The 15966-nt window shown below is 68.2% G+C and carries 16 protein-coding genes and 1 riboswitch; of the genes, 14 read left to right on the top strand and 2 right to left on the bottom strand.

The window, feature by feature from the left end:
- The first annotated feature begins 111 nt into the window (after positions 1-111).
- A riboswitch (SAM riboswitch) is annotated at positions 112-226 on the top strand.
- Positions 227-243: 17 nt separating this feature from the next.
- Positions 244-1593 (top strand): aminotransferase class V-fold PLP-dependent enzyme, encoded by a 1350-nt coding sequence (locus tag RVF83_RS02050; protein ID WP_005197850.1) that lies wholly within the window; start codon positions 244-246, stop codon positions 1591-1593.
- Positions 1590-2042, top strand: a complete 453-nt coding sequence (locus RVF83_RS02045; RefSeq protein ID WP_005197849.1) for a hypothetical protein — start codon at positions 1590-1592, stop codon at positions 2040-2042. The genes RVF83_RS02050 and RVF83_RS02045 overlap by 4 nt, the downstream gene beginning before the upstream one ends.
- 152 nt (positions 2043-2194) lie before the next feature.
- On the opposite strand, the gene RVF83_RS02040 is transcribed toward RVF83_RS02045, so the two are convergent.
- Complete coding sequence (locus RVF83_RS02040; RefSeq protein WP_005197847.1) at positions 2195-2707, bottom strand: inorganic diphosphatase; 513 nt, start codon at positions 2705-2707, stop codon at positions 2195-2197.
- Positions 2708-3011: 304 nt separating this feature from the next.
- Between RVF83_RS02040 and dacB the strand changes: the two genes are divergently transcribed.
- From dacB to tilS, 3 genes are read left to right on the top strand one after another with little or no spacing between them, the layout of a single operon-like run.
- Positions 3012-4331, top strand: a complete 1320-nt coding sequence (gene dacB / locus RVF83_RS02035) for a D-alanyl-D-alanine carboxypeptidase/D-alanyl-D-alanine endopeptidase (RefSeq protein ID WP_005197844.1) — start codon at positions 3012-3014, stop codon at positions 4329-4331.
- Positions 4328-5416 (top strand): zinc-dependent metalloprotease, encoded by a 1089-nt coding sequence (locus RVF83_RS02030; RefSeq protein ID WP_005197843.1) that lies wholly within the window; start codon positions 4328-4330, stop codon positions 5414-5416. The genes dacB and RVF83_RS02030 overlap by 4 nt, the downstream gene beginning before the upstream one ends.
- Complete coding sequence (gene tilS, locus RVF83_RS02025; protein WP_039880320.1) at positions 5395-6351, top strand: tRNA lysidine(34) synthetase TilS; 957 nt, start codon at positions 5395-5397, stop codon at positions 6349-6351. Before RVF83_RS02030 ends, tilS begins: the two co-directional genes overlap by 22 nt.
- A gap of 27 nt (positions 6352-6378) precedes the next feature.
- Here tilS and RVF83_RS02020 read toward each other — a convergent pair whose 3' ends face one another.
- Complete coding sequence (locus tag RVF83_RS02020; RefSeq protein WP_005197840.1) at positions 6379-7098, bottom strand: hypothetical protein; 720 nt, start codon at positions 7096-7098, stop codon at positions 6379-6381.
- Between the two features lie 315 nt (positions 7099-7413).
- Between RVF83_RS02020 and hpt the strand changes: the two genes are divergently transcribed.
- From hpt to RVF83_RS01975, 9 genes are all read left to right on the top strand, one after another.
- A complete protein-coding gene (gene hpt, locus RVF83_RS02015; RefSeq protein WP_005197838.1) occupies positions 7414-7977 on the top strand; it encodes a hypoxanthine phosphoribosyltransferase in 564 nt (187 codons plus the stop codon).
- Between the two features lie 181 nt (positions 7978-8158).
- Positions 8159-10573: an ATP-dependent zinc metalloprotease FtsH gene (gene ftsH, locus RVF83_RS02010; protein WP_039880319.1), complete on the top strand. Its 2415-nt coding sequence runs from the start codon at positions 8159-8161 to the stop codon at positions 10571-10573.
- 10 nt (positions 10574-10583) lie between these two features.
- Positions 10584-11195: a GTP cyclohydrolase I FolE gene (folE, locus tag RVF83_RS02005; RefSeq protein WP_005197834.1), complete on the top strand. Its 612-nt coding sequence runs from the start codon at positions 10584-10586 to the stop codon at positions 11193-11195.
- 17 nt (positions 11196-11212) lie between these two features.
- The gene (folP, locus tag RVF83_RS02000) at positions 11213-12121 is read left to right on the top strand and encodes a dihydropteroate synthase (RefSeq protein ID WP_373278645.1); all 909 of its coding nucleotides are present in this window, start codon (positions 11213-11215) and stop codon (positions 12119-12121) included.
- Positions 12114-12482 carry a dihydroneopterin aldolase gene (gene folB / locus RVF83_RS01995; protein ID WP_005197832.1) on the top strand — a complete coding sequence of 123 codons (369 nt, stop codon included), beginning with the start codon at positions 12114-12116 and terminating at the stop codon, positions 12480-12482. The genes folP and folB overlap by 8 nt, the downstream gene beginning before the upstream one ends.
- Complete coding sequence (gene folK / locus RVF83_RS01990) at positions 12482-13009, top strand: 2-amino-4-hydroxy-6-hydroxymethyldihydropteridine diphosphokinase (RefSeq protein ID WP_005197831.1); 528 nt, start codon at positions 12482-12484, stop codon at positions 13007-13009. Before folB ends, folK begins: the two co-directional genes overlap by 1 nt.
- Positions 13006-13521: a DUF3180 domain-containing protein gene (locus tag RVF83_RS01985; RefSeq protein ID WP_005197829.1), complete on the top strand. Its 516-nt coding sequence runs from the start codon at positions 13006-13008 to the stop codon at positions 13519-13521. The genes folK and RVF83_RS01985 overlap by 4 nt, the downstream gene beginning before the upstream one ends.
- A gap of 160 nt (positions 13522-13681) precedes the next feature.
- Complete coding sequence (locus RVF83_RS01980) at positions 13682-14866, top strand: DUF6779 domain-containing protein (protein ID WP_039880327.1); 1185 nt, start codon at positions 13682-13684, stop codon at positions 14864-14866.
- Positions 14867-15157: 291 nt separating this feature from the next.
- A complete protein-coding gene (locus RVF83_RS01975; RefSeq protein ID WP_005197826.1) occupies positions 15158-15943 on the top strand; it encodes a hypothetical protein in 786 nt (261 codons plus the stop codon).
- Positions 15944-15966 lie beyond the last annotated feature (23 nt).

The following is a 15966-nucleotide window of genomic DNA, read 5'->3' as shown; positions in this document are numbered from 1 at the left end:
AAGACCTCACTCGATGACACGACTGCCAGGGTACAGGTAAGCCTGTCCTAACTAGGAATCACGGTGAATCTAAATTGACACTTTTCTCCGGGATCCGCGAACCTTGTCGCAGGTCATGAGTACCAGTGACAAGCCCCGGCTCGCTGGTCGGCAACCCTCCTCCACGGTGGGGTGCTCCGGGTGACGACCTGGCTGCGTTCGAACCCGAATGCGGCAAGTGTGGATTCTCGAGGAGTTCTTGTCATGACTGCTGTGCTCTCGGCACCCGTCACCTCTGTCCGTCCGGCCAGTGCCGCGGTGTCCGCCATCGCGGACCGGGCGCCCGTCATCCCCGCGCTCGCATCGGTGGTCGGTGCGGATGCGCAGGTTCCCGTCGCCGCCGGATTCAGCGTCCGGTACGCCAATCTCGACTACGCGGCGAGCGCCCCGGCGCTGGCGTCGGTGGCCGCGCAGGTCGCCGGCACCCTCGGCGAGTACGCGAGCGTGCACCGCGGTGCAGGTCACCTCTCGCAGGTCACCACCCGCCGCTACGAGGCCGCCCGCGAGACCGTGCGCGATTTCGTCCGCGGCCGCGTCGGCGACACCGTCGTCTTCACCCGCAACACCACCGACGCGATCAACCTCGCCGCCCACATCACGCCCGGCGACGTCGTGGTCCTCGACATCGAGCACCACGCCAACCTGCTGCCGTGGTGCGCACCGAAGGACGGTGGAAACCGGGCCCGCGTCGTCACCGCCTGCGACACCATCGAGGACACCCTGGTGGCGATCGAGGCCGAACTCGCGTCGAAACCGGCGTCGCTTCTCGCGGTGACCGCCGCGTCGAACGTCACCGGCGAGGTCCTGCCGATCGGTCGGCTGGCCTCGATCGCCCACCGCCACGGCGCACGCATCCTGGTCGACGCGGCGCAGCTCGTCGCGCATCGCCCCATCTCGATCGTCAGCCACGGCATCGACTACCTCGCCTTCTCCGGACACAAGGCCTACGCACCCTTCGGTGCCGGCGTCCTGATCGGACGTTCCGATTGGTTCGACGCCGCCGACCCGTACCTCGCCGGCGGGGGAGCGACCGCCGACGTCGAGCTGGGTGGCGAGGAGAGTTCGGCCGGGACCACCTGGCACACCGGCGCCGCCCGCCACGAGGCCGGCTCGCCGAACGTGCTCGGCGCCGTGTCGATCGCCGAGGCGTGCACCGCGCTCGCCGAGCTGGGGCCGGAGGCCATCGGCCTCCACGAACTCCGGCTCTGCGAACGGCTCGACGCCGGCCTCTCCCGCATCGGCGGCGTACGTCCCCTGCAGATCTTCACCGACTCGACCGACCGCGTCGGCATCGCCGGCTTCACCGTCGACGGCTTCGCCCCGCGGGCTGTGGCCGAATACCTGAGCAGCGAGCACGGAATCGGGGTGCGGGACGGCAAGTTCTGCGCCCACCCGCTGCTCAAGCGACTCGGTCATCCCGAAGGGGCCGTCCGCGCGAGCTTCGGTGCGGGCACCACCTCTGACGACGTCGACCGCCTGCTCGACGCGCTCGGCACGCTCTGCGCCACCACGACCACCGACCGACCCGAACTCGACGAGGGGTACCCCGCATGACCGTCCAACTCGACACTCCGCGCAACGCGGTCACCATCGGCCGTCCCGGCTTCCAGGTCGCGATCGCGGGAGATGCCGTTGCCCAGACCTTCCCGATCATCGTGCGTCGCGAGACCCTGCGGGACGCCCAGCGAGCGCGCTCGCTGCTGCGGGCCGGCACCCACGACCAGGCGAACTTCGTCGTGGCCCTCGAGATCGAGGTGGCGATCGCGCCGAACGCGGCATCGGCACGCGCCGCCGTCGAGCAGGCCGGAATCGCCGCCGACAACTCGGACACCATCCGCTACGTCGGCACGACCCACGGCCTGATCACCCTGCTGCGCGACATCTATGCCGCCGAGGTCGCCGACGCGGTGATCCTGGTCCCGATCGACGGTTCGGCCACCGACAGCCGGATACGCGAGCAGGTGCTCCCGGCCTTCGCCGACATCCGCCACCGAGTGGCCTGACCGACCCGACGCGCAATCGCCGCTTCCGGCTCACGATCGCTGCACGTAGCGATCGCGGCCGGAGGTGGCGATTCCGCTTTCGCCTCGGAAGAACACGAACCGCCGACGACAGCGTGTGTCGTCGGCGGTCGTGAATGACTGCGCGGGTGGCGTCAGCCGCGCGAGGGCTCGTTGGCCTCGTGGGGGTGAGCGGCGAGACGGTCGATGGCCTCCTGGGCGACCTTCTCGGCAGCTTCGCGGCCGACCCAACCGCCCGGCTGGACCTCCTTGCCGGGCTCGAGGTCCTTGTAGTGCTCGAAGAAGTGCGAGATCGGACCCAGCTCGTACTCCGACACGTCGGAGATGTCCTTGATGTGGTCCCAGCGCACGTCACCGGCAGGCACGCACAGCAGCTTGTCGTCGCCGCCGGCCTCGTCGGTCATCGTGTACATGCCGACGATGCGGGCGCGCACGATGATGCCGGGAAAGACCGACTCGGGCAGCAGGACCATCGCGTCGAGCGGGTCACCGTCCTCGCCGAGGGTGCCGTCGATGTAGCCGTAGTCGGCCGGGTAGCCCATCGAGGTGTACAGGTAGCGGTCGAGGTAGACCTTCCCCGTCTCGTGGTCGACCTCGTACTTGTTTCGGCCACCTTTGGGGATCTCGATGGTCACATCGAATTCCACTGTTCCTCCTGGCAGTTGCGGATCGGGGGTGTGATCGCCGGACGGCCCAGATGGCCGCGCGTCGCAACAACGATACTGTTAGTCCGACGACCTCGGACTTCGTACCCCCGCAGTTCGCGGGTGTTTCGAACCCCGGACCGCTCATATCCGACATTTCGGTCAGTGCAGCATCGGTCGGTCAGTGCAATATCGGTTGGGACAGTGCGAGAGATCCGGAGGCTTCGTGGGCGCAACCACCAGACCCGCAGGTCGTGATCGCAGACCCCGCAGTCGCAAACTCCTCTGGTGGACGATCGTCGCCGTCGTGGTCCTCGCGCTGGTATCGACCGCTGCGGTGGTCGTGGCACTCCGTCTCGACAGTGAGGCCGAGCTGCCGCCGGGGATCCCGCCGCAGCCCGCCGCGATCTCCCTCGACCCGCAGATCGACCCCGTCGCGGCCACCGCTCCGGCCCCGACGCCGGCCGGGGTGTCCCGGGCGATCGCCCCCGCTCTGCGGAATCCGGCGCTCGGCGTCCTGAGCGGCATGATCTCGGACTCGCTGACCGGCGAGGTGCTGTGGTCGCGCAACCCCACCCGTCCGCGCATCCCGGCGTCGAACGACAAGGTTCTCTCGGCCGCGGCCTTCCTCGAGGCCATGCCGCACGACGCGCGCCTGACCACGACGGTCGTCGCCGGGTCGAACGGACAGGTGATCCTCAAGGGCGCCGGCGATCCGACCCTGACGGCGCAGCCCGCCGATGCCGACACCTTCTACAGCGAACCCGCCCGGATCGCCGACCTCGCCGAGCAGATCAAACAGGCCGGCATCCCGGTCACCTCGGTGGCGGTGGACCTGAGCGCCTTCTCCGGCCCGACGATGGACCGGACCTGGGACCGCCGGGACATCCAGGGCGGCGACATCGCGCCGATCGAGTCGCTGATGGTCGACGGCGCCCGCCTCGAACCGCTCGACGAGTACTCGCCGCGGTCCGCGACGCCCGGGATCATGGCCGGTGAGGCACTGGCCGCGGCGCTCGGCGTCGACGCGCCGGTCACCGAGGCGTCCGCACCCGCCGGCGACCGCGTCGTGGCGAAGGTCGAGTCCGCACCGCTGGTGACCCGGGTCAACGACATGCTCCGCTACAGCGACAACGTGCTCGCCGAGACGCTGTCGGTCGAACTGGCGGTGCATCGCGGCAGACCCGCGACCCTCGCCGCCGGTGTCGACGCGGTCGAGGAGGTCCTGTCGACCACCTTCCCGGATCAGTGGACGGGCACCACGCTGGCCGACGCCTCGGGCATCTCCTACGCCAACCGCACGACGCCCGCGCTGCTCGACGCGGTGATGACCGCGGCGAGCGGACCCTCGCATCCCAAGCTGCGACCGATGCTCGACGGTTTGCCGATCGCCGCCGGTACGGGCACCCTCGCCGACCGTTTCCCGGTCGCCACCACACCCGGTGCCGGATGGGTGCGCGCGAAGACCGGAACACTCACCGGCGTCAGTTCGTTGACGGGCATAGTCCAAACGATCGATGGCCGCGTGCTGTCGTTCGCCCTCATGTCCGGCGGCACCTCGCCGGCGGACGCGAGACCCGCCCTGGACGCCGTGGTGGGTCAACTCAGAGAGTGCGGGTGCCGATGAGCATGGCAGGAACCGACAGCAAGGCCGCGGTCGAGCCGGTGGGTGAGCACGGCAGTCTGAGCATCGGGTCGCAGATCGACTGGCCGCTCGCCGCGTCGACGGCGAAACGGCTCGTCCGGCCCGGCCCCAAGACCACGGCCTACACCTACGAAGCCGCGCAGGCCGAGCTCGCCGACGCGGCGACGCGCGCAGAGGCTCCGGTCCGCGAGGTCACCGGTCTCGCCGACGGACTCCGCATCCCGACGACCCGAATCCTCGACCGCTCGGGCTGGATCGACGCGGCCTCCGTCTCGATGCGATCGATGCTGGGGTCCGACGCCGGAGTGGGATCGTCCGGCCTCGCCGCCAAGTTCGGCGGTGTTCAGGCCGGGGGGCTGCTGGCCTTCCTCTCCACGGCCATCCTCGGCCAGTACGACCCGTTCACGCCGGACCCGGAGACCGGTGAACCCGGCGTGCTGATGGTCGTGACACCCAACATCATCAACGTCGAGCGTCAGCTCAAGGTGGTGCCGTCGGACTTCCGCCTGTGGGTGTGCCTACACGAGGTGACGCACCGTGTGCAGTTCTCGGCCAACCCGTGGCTGCGCGACTACATGCAGGACAACGTCGCCGTGCTCACCTCCGAGACCGGTGAGTCGACCACCGAGATCGTCACGCGGATGACCAAGGCGCTCAGGGGCTCCGAACCCCGCGAGAAGGGCATCATCGGCGCGATGCAGCTGCTGCAGAGCCCCCAGCAGTTCGACGCCTTCCAGCGGATGATGGTTCTCGGCACCCTGCTCGAGGGTCACGCCGACCACGTGATGGACGCCGTCGGCCCGGACCACGTCCCGTCCGTCGCCCGTATCCGCGCAGCCTTCGACAAGCGCCGCAAGGCTCCGCAGAACCCGGTCCAGCGCATCATCCGCGCTCTCATCGGCATGGACGCCAAGATCGCGCAGTACGTCCGCGGCAAGGCCTTCGTCGACGAGGTGGTCGAGACCGTCGGCATGGAACGGTTCAACACGGTGTGGACCTCGCCCGAGACGATGCCGCTGCCGGACGAGATCGACACGCCGCAGGCATGGATTCGACGCGTGCTGTGACGCGGGTGGTCGCGGACTTCGCGACCACCGTTCTCGACGACCCGCACGCCTCCGTCTGCGTCGCGCTCTCCGGCGGTGCGGACTCGCTCGCCCTCACGGCGACGGCCGTCCGCGCGGGACTCGACGTCACCGCGCTGGTCGTCGACCACGGTCTGCAGGAGGGTTCGGGCCACGTCGCGGCCCGAGCCGCCGAGTCGGCACGCGGACTCGGTGCCGCCGCCCGCGTGCTCGAGGTCAGGGTCGGGACCCGCGGGGGACTCGAGGCCGCGGCCCGGGATGCGCGATACGGGGTGCTCGACGCGGCCCGGGACGGTCGCCCGGTCCTCCTCGCGCACACCGCCGACGATCAGGCGGAGACGGTGTTGCTCGGACTCGCGCGCGGTTCGGGGGCGCGATCCATCGCGGGTATGCGTCCGTGGAAGGCGCCGTGGGGGCGTCCGCTCCTGAGAGTGCGCCGGGTGCAGACGCTGGCCGTGTGCACCGAACTCGGACTCGTCGTGCACCACGACCCGCACAATCGCGACCCGCGGTTCACCCGGGTGCGGTTGCGCGCCGAAGTGATACCGCTGCTCGACGACGTGGTCCGCGGCGGCGTCGTGGATGCGCTGGGCCGCACCGCAGACGCGCTGCAGGACGACAACGACGCCCTCGATGCCTGGGCGGAGACGGTGTGGGGAAGCGTCCGAACTGCCGACGGACTCGACGTCGCACCGCTGCTGGAGGTGCCGAGGGCGGTACGGACCAGGGTGATCCGTCGCTGGTTGCTCGGAGTGGGGGCGACCGAGCCGAAGCAACGGGTGATCGCCGCGGTCGACCGGCTCGCCATGGAATCCGGAACGGGGCGCGCCCAGGTGGCGATCGGCGGCGACCCGGGCGTGCGCACGGTCGTGGAACGTGGTGGTCAAATGCTGACGGTCCGCCTCACCGAGAGGTGAGACGGACCGTCAGGAGAGAACTGCGACCTACCGCTTGGGCGGCGTGAACGGCGAGTTGATCGTGTTGAAGTAGTGGATTCCGGCTCCGATCAACGTGCCGCCTCCTCCGATCACGAGACCGACGAGGCCGCCGACTGCAGCTGCGGGGGCGACGCCGACGAGGCATCCCACGACTGCTGCGGTGATCCCGACGACGCAGCCGATGAATCCGCCGACGATCGCACCGATGATGGTGCCGACGAGCGAGGAGACCGATGTGCCCGCGCTCAGTTGCTGCTGGAAGCGGACCAATGCCTGATCGTCGCGCTCCTGACGGGTCTGAGGCGCTGCGACTTGGTGGCGTGCGCTGTCGCGCAATTTCTCGACCTCGGACGGGTTGACCGCCACCGATCGCGCGTTGTTACGAGACGGAATGAGCGTGACCTTGTTGCCGGCCTGACGAGCGTCGATCGGGAACTGACGGTCCTCCATGCGATATGCAAGAGGCATATGGAACAGCTCCGCGCCGTTGAGACCGCGAATGGTCAGCGAACCGTTATCGGTGCTCGCGGACGCATTGTGCAGCGTGAGGGTCAGCGACGACTGATTCCAGGTTGCGTCGTAGGTCGCCGGCCCGGCCTGCTTGGGGGCGGCGTGCGCGGTTCCGGCGAAGGCCGTGATCACAACAGTGGCAAGCGATATGGCAACGGCGACCAATGTGCGCGTGGATTTGCGCGACAAGGCCCCGTCCTGTCGTTCAGTTGACATGAAGGAATTCTTTCCATGAAGGGGAGTTCCCCGAGGAAGGGAATGGGGGAACTGTGATCGATCATATTCACAGGTCGAATTGCCCCTGCTACCCACGGTGCTGGCGGGTTCATCAACGTTCACAAACCCGGCAAAACAATTGTGAAAAAAAGTTTCGCAAGGGACTAATGTTAAACTTCGTTATCTGACTGTTATACATGCGAACAACTGCGACAGCAAATTCGTCGGAACGGGTTAGGAGCTACTCGCGAGTAATTTCCGGCGGCGGTCCCACCCGTCGGCCATGTGACCCGCGAAACATGACAAGCTGTAACAGTGCAGTCCGCTGACCCCTATGCCGCTGACATCGACGCTGTTCTGATCACCGAGGAACAGATCAAGCAGCGCACCGTCGAACTAGCCCACTCCGTCGCCTCCCGGTACACCGCCATCGAGGACGACCTGGTCCTGATCGGGGTACTCAAGGGAGCGGTCATGTTCATGACCGATTTCGCGCGCGCCCTGCCGATCCCGTCCCAGCTGGAGTTCATGGCGGTGTCGAGCTACGGCTCGTCGACCTCCTCGTCCGGCGTCGTGCGGATCCTCAAAGACCTCGACCGCGACATCCAAGGCCGCGACGTCCTGATCGTCGAGGACATCATCGACTCGGGCCTCACCCTGTCGTGGCTGATGAAGAACCTCGCCACGCGTTCACCCCGCAGCCTCGAGGTGTGCACCCTGCTCCGCAAGCCCGAGGCCGTCCGGTCGCCGGTGCGTGTCGCCGACGTCGGCTTCGACATCCCGAACGAGTTCGTCGTCGGGTACGGACTCGACTACGCCGAGCGTTACCGGGACCTGCCCTACATCGGGCGCCTCAAGCCCGCGGTCTACAGCAGCTGACCCGTGAGACCCCGAACCCGCCACGACCTGCACGCAATGGCGGTGATCCAGCGACGGGAACGGTTTCACCAGCGTGATCGTTGACCGGTAGCCTCAATGTGTACGTCGATGGGAAGGACATGGGAACGAAGTGGGCGCCGGGACTCGATCCCGCTCGCCGGTCGAACCCCCACCAACTGGCATGAACCGTAAGACAGTCTTCCGCAACCTCGCCATCCTGGCGCTCGTCCTGCTCGCCCTGTGGGGCTGGAGCGTGATGAGCGACTCCGACCGCGAGTACCGGGGCGTCGACACCTCCGTCGCGCTGGAGCAGCTGAACAAGAAGAACACCAAGTTCATCAGCATCGACGACCGCGAGCAGCAGCTGCGCATCGAGCTCAACTCGCCGATCAAGGTCGACGACGCCGACGCGGACAAGATCAGCACCAAGTACCCCGCGCAGGCCGGCGAACAGATCTTCGACGCGGTCCAGGAGACCGGCACGAAGTACACGACGAACGTCAACGAGCAGTCGGTGCTCTGGCAGATCCTCATCTTCGTCCTGCCGATGATCCTGCTGTTCGGTCTGTTCTTCTTCGTGATGAGCCGCATGCAGGGTGGTGGCCGCGGCGGCGTCATGGGCTTCGGCAAGTCGAAGGCCAAGCAGCTCTCCAAGGACATGCCGAAGACGACCTTCGCCGATGTCGCCGGCGCCGACGAGGCCGTCGAAGAGCTCTACGAGATCAAGGACTTCCTCCAGAATCCGGCCCGCTACCAGGCCCTGGGCGCCAAGATCCCGCGCGGCGTGCTGTTGTTCGGCCCGCCCGGAACCGGTAAGACCCTGCTTGCGCGTGCGGTCGCCGGTGAGGCCGGGGTGCCGTTCTTCACCATCTCCGGCTCCGACTTCGTCGAGATGTTCGTCGGTGTCGGTGCGTCCCGCGTGCGAGACCTGTTCGAGCAGGCCAAGAACAACAGTCCGTGCATCATCTTCGTCGACGAGATCGACGCCGTCGGCCGCCAGCGTGGTGCAGGCCTCGGCGGTGGCCACGACGAGCGTGAGCAGACCCTGAACCAGCTGCTCGTCGAGATGGACGGCTTCGGCGACCGGTCGGGCGTCATCCTGATCGCGGCGACCAACCGTCCCGACATCCTCGACCCGGCACTGCTGCGCCCCGGTCGCTTCGACCGTCAGATCCCGGTCGGCAACCCCGACATGGCCGGGCGCCGCGCGATCCTCAAGGTGCACGCCAAGGGCAAGCCGATCGACTCGGACGCCGACCTCGACGGTCTGGCCAAGCGCACGCCGGGTATGTCCGGCGCCGATCTGGCGAACGTCGTCAACGAGGCCGCTCTGCTCACTGCACGTGAGAACAAGCAGACCATCACGGCCGAGGCGCTCGAGGAAGCCGTCGACCGGGTAATCGGCGGACCGCGGCGCAAGGGCCGGATCATCAGCGAGCACGAACGCAAGGTCGTGGCGTACCACGAGGGTGGGCACACCCTGGCCGCGTGGGCGATGCCCGACCTGGACCCGATCTACAAGGTCACGATCCTCGCGCGCGGTCGCACCGGCGGTCACGCCCTCGCCGTGCCCGAGCAGGACAAGGACCTGATGACGCGGTCGGAGATGATCGCGCGCCTGGTGATGGCCATGGGCGGCCGCGCCGCCGAGGAACTCGTCTTCCACGAGCCGACCACCGGCGCGTCGTCGGACATCGACCAGGCCACCAAGATCGCCCGCGCGATGGTCACCGAATACGGCATGAGCGCGAAGCTGGGTGCCGTGCGGTACGGCCAGGACCAGGGCGACCCGTTCCTGGGGCGTTCGATGGGTGCACAGTCGGCGTACTCGGCGGAGATCGCCAGTGAGATCGACGACGAGGTCCGTCGTCTCATCGAGGCGGCGCACACGGAGGCCTGGGCCATCCTCACTGAGTACCGCGACACCCTCGACGTGCTCGCGACCGAGCTCCTCGAGAAGGAGACGCTGACCCGCAAGGACCTGGAGAAGATCTTCTCCGACGTCGTCAAGCGTCCGCGGATCACCGCGTTCAACGACTTCGGCGAGCGGACTCCGAGCGACAAGCCGCCGGTGAAGACGCCGGGCGAGCTCGCCATCGAGCGCGGCGAGCCGTGGCCCCCGCCGGAGGAGGCGAAGATCCCCGAGCCCGTCGGTGCGGGCTACCCGGGTGGTTCGCAGGTTCCGGGGCAGGTTCCGAACTACCCGCCCACCTACCCGGAGCCGGGTGCTCAGGGCGGACCGGTTCCGCCGACGGGAGATCCGACTCCCCAGTACCCGAACCCCCAGTACCCGAACCCGCAATACCCGAGTCCGCGGTACCTGGATCAGCCGTATCCGGGCGCCCAGAACCCGGTTCCCCCGTATCCGCACCACCCCGACCCGGGTCAATCGGCTCCGCCGCCCGGTGGTCCGTACACCGGCGGCACGCGCCCGGATTACGGTGCGCCGCGCGACTGGTCGGCGCCGGGATGGCCGCCGGAGCAGCCCTCGGCCGATCGTCCCGCGTCCAATGGGACCAACGGCTGGGGCCGACACGACGACCACCGTGCCCGGCCGGACAGTGCCGGTGACGGTGACGACGGGCGAAGCTCGTAAGGTTTGACGCATGACGATCAGCGAGGGGCGCGACACCGTGGTGAACGGTCACCGGTCGGAGTTCGATCAGGCCCGTGCCGAGGCCGCGGTCCGCGAGCTGTTGCTGGCGGTCGGCGAGGACCCCGACCGTGAGGGTCTGCTCCGCACGCCCACTCGTGTGGCCAACGCCTACCGCGAGATGTTCGCCGGCCTGTACACCGACCCCGACGAGGTTCTCGCCACCACCTTCGACGAGGACCACGACGAGCTGGTGCTGGTGAAGGACATCCCGATGTACTCCACCTGCGAGCACCATCTGGTGTCCTTCCACGGTGTCGCGCACGTCGGTTACATCCCCGGGGAGTCGGGCCGCGTGACCGGCCTCTCGAAGCTGGCCCGGCTGGTCGACCTGTACGCCAAGCGTCCGCAGGTCCAGGAGCGCCTGACCACCCAGATCGCCGACGCGATCATGCGGAAACTGGAACCCCGTGGCGTCATCGTGGTCATCGAGGCCGAACACCTGTGCATGGCGATGCGCGGCATCCGGAAGCCGGGGGCGACCACCACGACCTCGGCGGTCCGCGGAATCTTCAAGACCAGTGCGGTGTCCCGCGGCGAAGCCCTCGACCTGATCACCCGGTGACCCCGGCCGATCTCCCGATGACTCCCTCGATCGCGGTCCCGACCGGTGGTGGGAACCACCGGACTCTGGTGATGGGCGTCCTGAACGTCACCGCCGACTCCTTCTCCGACGGCGGCCGCTACCTCGACACCGACGCGGCGGTCGCGCACGGACTCCAGTTGATCGAGCAGGGCGCCGACCTCATCGACGTCGGTGGAGAGTCGACGCGTCCGGGCGCCATCCGTGTCGACCCCGACCTCGAGGCCGCACGCGTCGCCCCGGTCATCGCAGCACTCGCCGCGCAGGACGTCGTCGTCTCGGTCGACACCATGCGCGCCGACGTCGCAGCCGCCGCGATCGAGGCGGGTGCATCGATCGTCAACGATGTGTCCGGTGGTCGCGCCGACGCCGACATGGCGCGTGTGGTCGCCGACGCCGGACTGCCGTGGATCCTGATGCACTGGCGGCCGGCGGGCGAGAGCACGGACCGTCGGTTCACCCACCGCATCGGTGATGTCGGCGGCTACCGCGACGTGGTCGCCGAGGTCAGCGGCGAGTTGCTGGCGCAGGTCGACGCCGCGGTCTCCGCCGGTGTCGACCCGGACCAGCTCATCCTCGATCCTGGACTCGGCTTCGCCAAGACCGCCGAACACAACTGGGCACTACTGCATGCGCTGCCGACCTTCATCGGACTGGGCTTCCCCGTCCTCGTGGGCGCCTCCCGCAAGCGGTTCCTCGGCACCCTCCTCGGTCGCGACGGCGTCGACCGTCCACCAGTCGGCCGCGACATCGCGACCGCGTCGATCTCGGCGCTCACCGCCGCGGCCGGCGCATGGGGCGTCCGCGTCCACGATGTGGCGAGCACCTACGACGCCGTGACCGTTGCCGAGGCCTGGCGTGCGGGCGGCTCACGCACCACATTCGGAGCAGGAGGGTCACATGGCTGACCGGATCGAACTACGCGGTCTGAAGGTCCGGGGGAATCACGGGGTCTTCGACCACGAGCGCGAGGACGGCCAGGACTTCTTCATCGACGTCGTCCTGTGGCTCGACCTGAGTGCTGCGGTCGACACCGACGATCTCGCCGAAACCGTCGACTACGGCGCACTGGCCCAGCAGGTCGCGGCGATCGTCGGGGGCGAGCCGCGCAATCTGATCGAGACGGTCGGCGCGGAGGTCGCGGAGACGATCATGGCCGACGAACGCATCTCCGCCTGCGAGGTCACCGTGCACAAGCCGTCGGCGCCGATCCCGCTGACCTTCGACGACGTCGCGGTGGTGACCCGCCGCTCCAGGAAGGGCATGTGATGAGTCGCGCGGTTCTCTCGGCCGGTTCGAATGTCGGGGACTCCCTGGGCCATCTGCGGTCGGTCGTCGAGGGTTTCGCCGACGAACTCGTCGCGGTCTCCGCGGTGTATGCGACACCGCCCTGGGGTGGGATCGAACAGGGCGACTTCCTCAACATCACCCTGATCGTCGACGGTCCGTCGAGTGCACGGCAATGGCTGGACCGGGGCAACGGGTTGGAGCAGGCCGCCGACCGCACCCGTGAAGTGCGTTGGGGGCCGCGAACTCTCGATGTCGACGTCATCTCGGTGACGGAGTCCGGCCGGGTCGTCGTCGACGATGACCCGGTGCTGACGCTTCCGCACCCGCGGGCGGCGCAGCGCGCGTTCGTCCTCATCCCATGGCTGGAGATCGAACCGGAGGCCACGTTGTGGACGCCGGAAGGGGAGCGGCCCGTGCGTGACCTGGTCGATGCCCTCGACGCCGCCGAGCGGGACGCGGTGCGTGCCGTCGAGCGCATCGGCCCGGCCGGGGGTGGGGCGTCATGACGCTCCCCGACCCACGCCGTCCGGGGCAGGACGACGAGGAGGCCGGTCTCGGTCCCACCCGACTCCGCGACCTCGTCGTCATCGCCGCGGTCACTGCGATCGCCGCGTGGATTCTGGTGCGCTACAACTACAACGACTTCCCGCCGCTGCCGCTCCTGGCCGGGATCGTGCTCTATGTGCTGGCTGCCCTCGAGGTCGTCATCGCCTTCGTCGTGCGGTCGAGGGTCGAGTCCCGAGAGGTGGGCCGCGCTCGCGGACAACTGCATCCGCTGACCGCGGCGCGAGTGCTGGCCCTTGCCAAGGCATCTGCCATTCTCGGGGCGATCGCCGTCGGCGTGTGGACCGGACTGCTGGTGTTCCTCCTCGGCCAGCAGCACGTGACGGCCGCCGATCAGGATCGGCCCGGCGCGATCGTCGGTCTGATCGGCGGCGTGCTGCTGGTGTGCGCGGCGATGTGGCTCGAGTACTGCTGCCGGGCGCCCGAGGACCCACCCGCCGTCGGCGAATCCTAATTTCCGCTCGCCGGCGAACCCCCGCAGTATTCTCGGGACGGGAGAGCAGAACCGATTCGGCGGACCCCGGCGAATATGGGCTACATAACACGTCGCCGATCTGAGAAACTCCGAACCCGGTTCGCGTGTGAATGTACTGACAGCGGGTAAGTTCACGATCATGACGACCTCGAACGGCCGTTCTGCCGACTCGCGACGCTCAAGTCGGTCGGCGGCGCAATGGCTGCTCGGTCTGTTGATCGTGCTTGCCCTGGCAGCCAGCGTGCTGATGGTCTTCACCGACCGCCTGTCGATCCTGGGTTCGCTGGCGGTCATCGCTGCACTGTGGGCGGCGGTCATCGGCGCGATCCTCGTGACCAAGTTCCGGCGGCAGGCCGAGAGCGCGGAGGCCAAGAGCCGAGACCTCCGACTGGTCTACGAACTGCAACTCGAGCGGGAGATCGCCGCGCGGCGTCAGTACGAGCTCGATGTCGAGACGACCATCCGCAAGGAGATCACCGCCGAGTCCAATGAGGAACTGTCCGAGCTCAAAGCTCAGGTGCTCGCACTGCGTTCGAGTCTGGAAATGCTTCTCGGAGAACCGCTCCCGGATCAGCGGGCCGCGTTGTCGAGCGAGAAGATGCGCGAGCTCGCCTCCGGTCTGTCCGGAGCACACGCCGGTTCCTTCGGCGGGGAGTTCGGCGGCGTCCCGCCCTATCGCTCGACCTACGACGACGACGGCCTGCGCGCCGCACGCGACTTCGCGGCCACCGCGCCTACCGCGGATGACGGTCGCCACACCGGGCCCGTCGACCCGAACGAGATGACCGAGGTCATCCCCGTCATCACCGACGACCCGATCTCCGGCCGCATCGCCACCGAGGTCCCGGTCGAGGAGGTCGACCAGCACTCCGCCGGTTCGAAGCCGTTCGCCCCGGGTGCCGATGAGCCCTCGACCGCCGACACCGATGCTGCCGAGGACGTGTCGGACGCCGAGGTCGTCGACGACGATCCGCGCGTCGCCGACGACTCGGCCGCCTACGTCGACGAGACGCCGACCGATGAGTGGGAGACCGCTGCGAACGCCGAAGCTCCGGCCGAGTCCGCCGAGACCGGCCCTGCACCGGAAGAGGAAGAGTCGGCGACCTCCGACGCCGAGGCGCCCGCGTTCCTCGGTGCCGCCGGCCGGCACGAAGGAAGTGCCGGGCGACCCGCCTCGACGTACGGTGGTGGCCGCCGCCGACGCGCAGCCGACGACGACTCCGAGTCGGCGCATTCGGCGGGCCTGCCGGTCTCCGAACTGCTCAACCAGTTGCGTCAGCAGTCCGACACCACCGGTGGTGGCCGCCGGCGACGCGAGGGATGACACCCGCGCCGCCATAGTCGCCAAATCGCCGGCCCGCCTTTTCCTACACGCGAGTCGATATCTTTTCGAATTCACTCGAACCCCGACTCGAATACGCCGAAAATCGTCGCGCGAACATCGCCCCGGGCGCCGTCGGATAATGTCGGCCGACCGTTTCCGCCCGTCGCTGAGCCGGTCGTCGGCAGACGGTTCGGCGAATTCGTATCAAATCCGTCATCTTGTCGGATCACTTCTGTGACGTAGGTGTTCATTCGTGCCGTAGAAGTTGGACGATCGCCCTAGACTGCCCCCATGAGCGGAGCTCTGGCAGGTGGTGAGCCCGGTCTGGTCGACCGAGCCGGCGCCCCTTACGTGCCGCTCCGCCACACCGACCGCGGGACCGCGATCAAACGGTCGCTGGTGAGTGTGTCGCTGTTCCTGCCGCTGCTCGCGTGGTGGCCGATGGTGTTGTGGCTGTTCACCTTCGATCCGCTCAACGAGACCCCGTTCCCGGAGTACTACGCCGACTACGTCGCCAACGGGCCGGCGACGAGCCTGATCCTGATCTGGACGCTCACTGCGCTGATGCCCGTCTACATGGTCCTGGTACTCGCGTTCTGGTCACGCAGTGTGGTCCGCGCGGCCATCGCGGTCCCGGTCGGGGCGATCGGGGCGTTGGGCTTCTGGGGCGGTCAGGTCCCGGTGCTGGTCCGCTCGGGTGAGTACGGGATTCTCAATTGGTGTTCCGAGCACATGCCGGCGTGGGTCGTGTTGCTGATCGTCGCGTGGTCGATAGCGCGCCGGAGACAATTCTGGTGGGTTCTCGCCATTCCGGTGATCGCCTTGCTCGCGATCAATGCCTACGAGGGGTGGGCGGCGAATCCGGTGGACACGATCGTGAACGGCACCGGCGATCTCCTCGGGGTGCCCGCGGCCGAGGTCCTCGATCCCTTCTCGCCGCGCTTCCGGTCGCCGTTCGACGACTCCGTCGACATCATCGCCGGTGTGGTGACGCTGTGGATCGTCGACGCGGTGATCGGTGCGCTGGCGCGACAGGGCCGACCTGAGCCGACGACGTACACGGAAGACCAGCTCTGACCCTCGACGTTCGCGGAAAGACC

Source organism: Gordonia rubripertincta (assembly GCF_038024875.1).
In the GTDB taxonomy this organism is placed as follows: Bacteria; Actinomycetota; Actinomycetes; order Mycobacteriales; family Mycobacteriaceae; genus Gordonia; species Gordonia rubripertincta.
The sequence above is the reverse complement of the archived record's forward strand: the minus strand, read 5'-3'. Positions and strand labels throughout refer to the sequence as shown.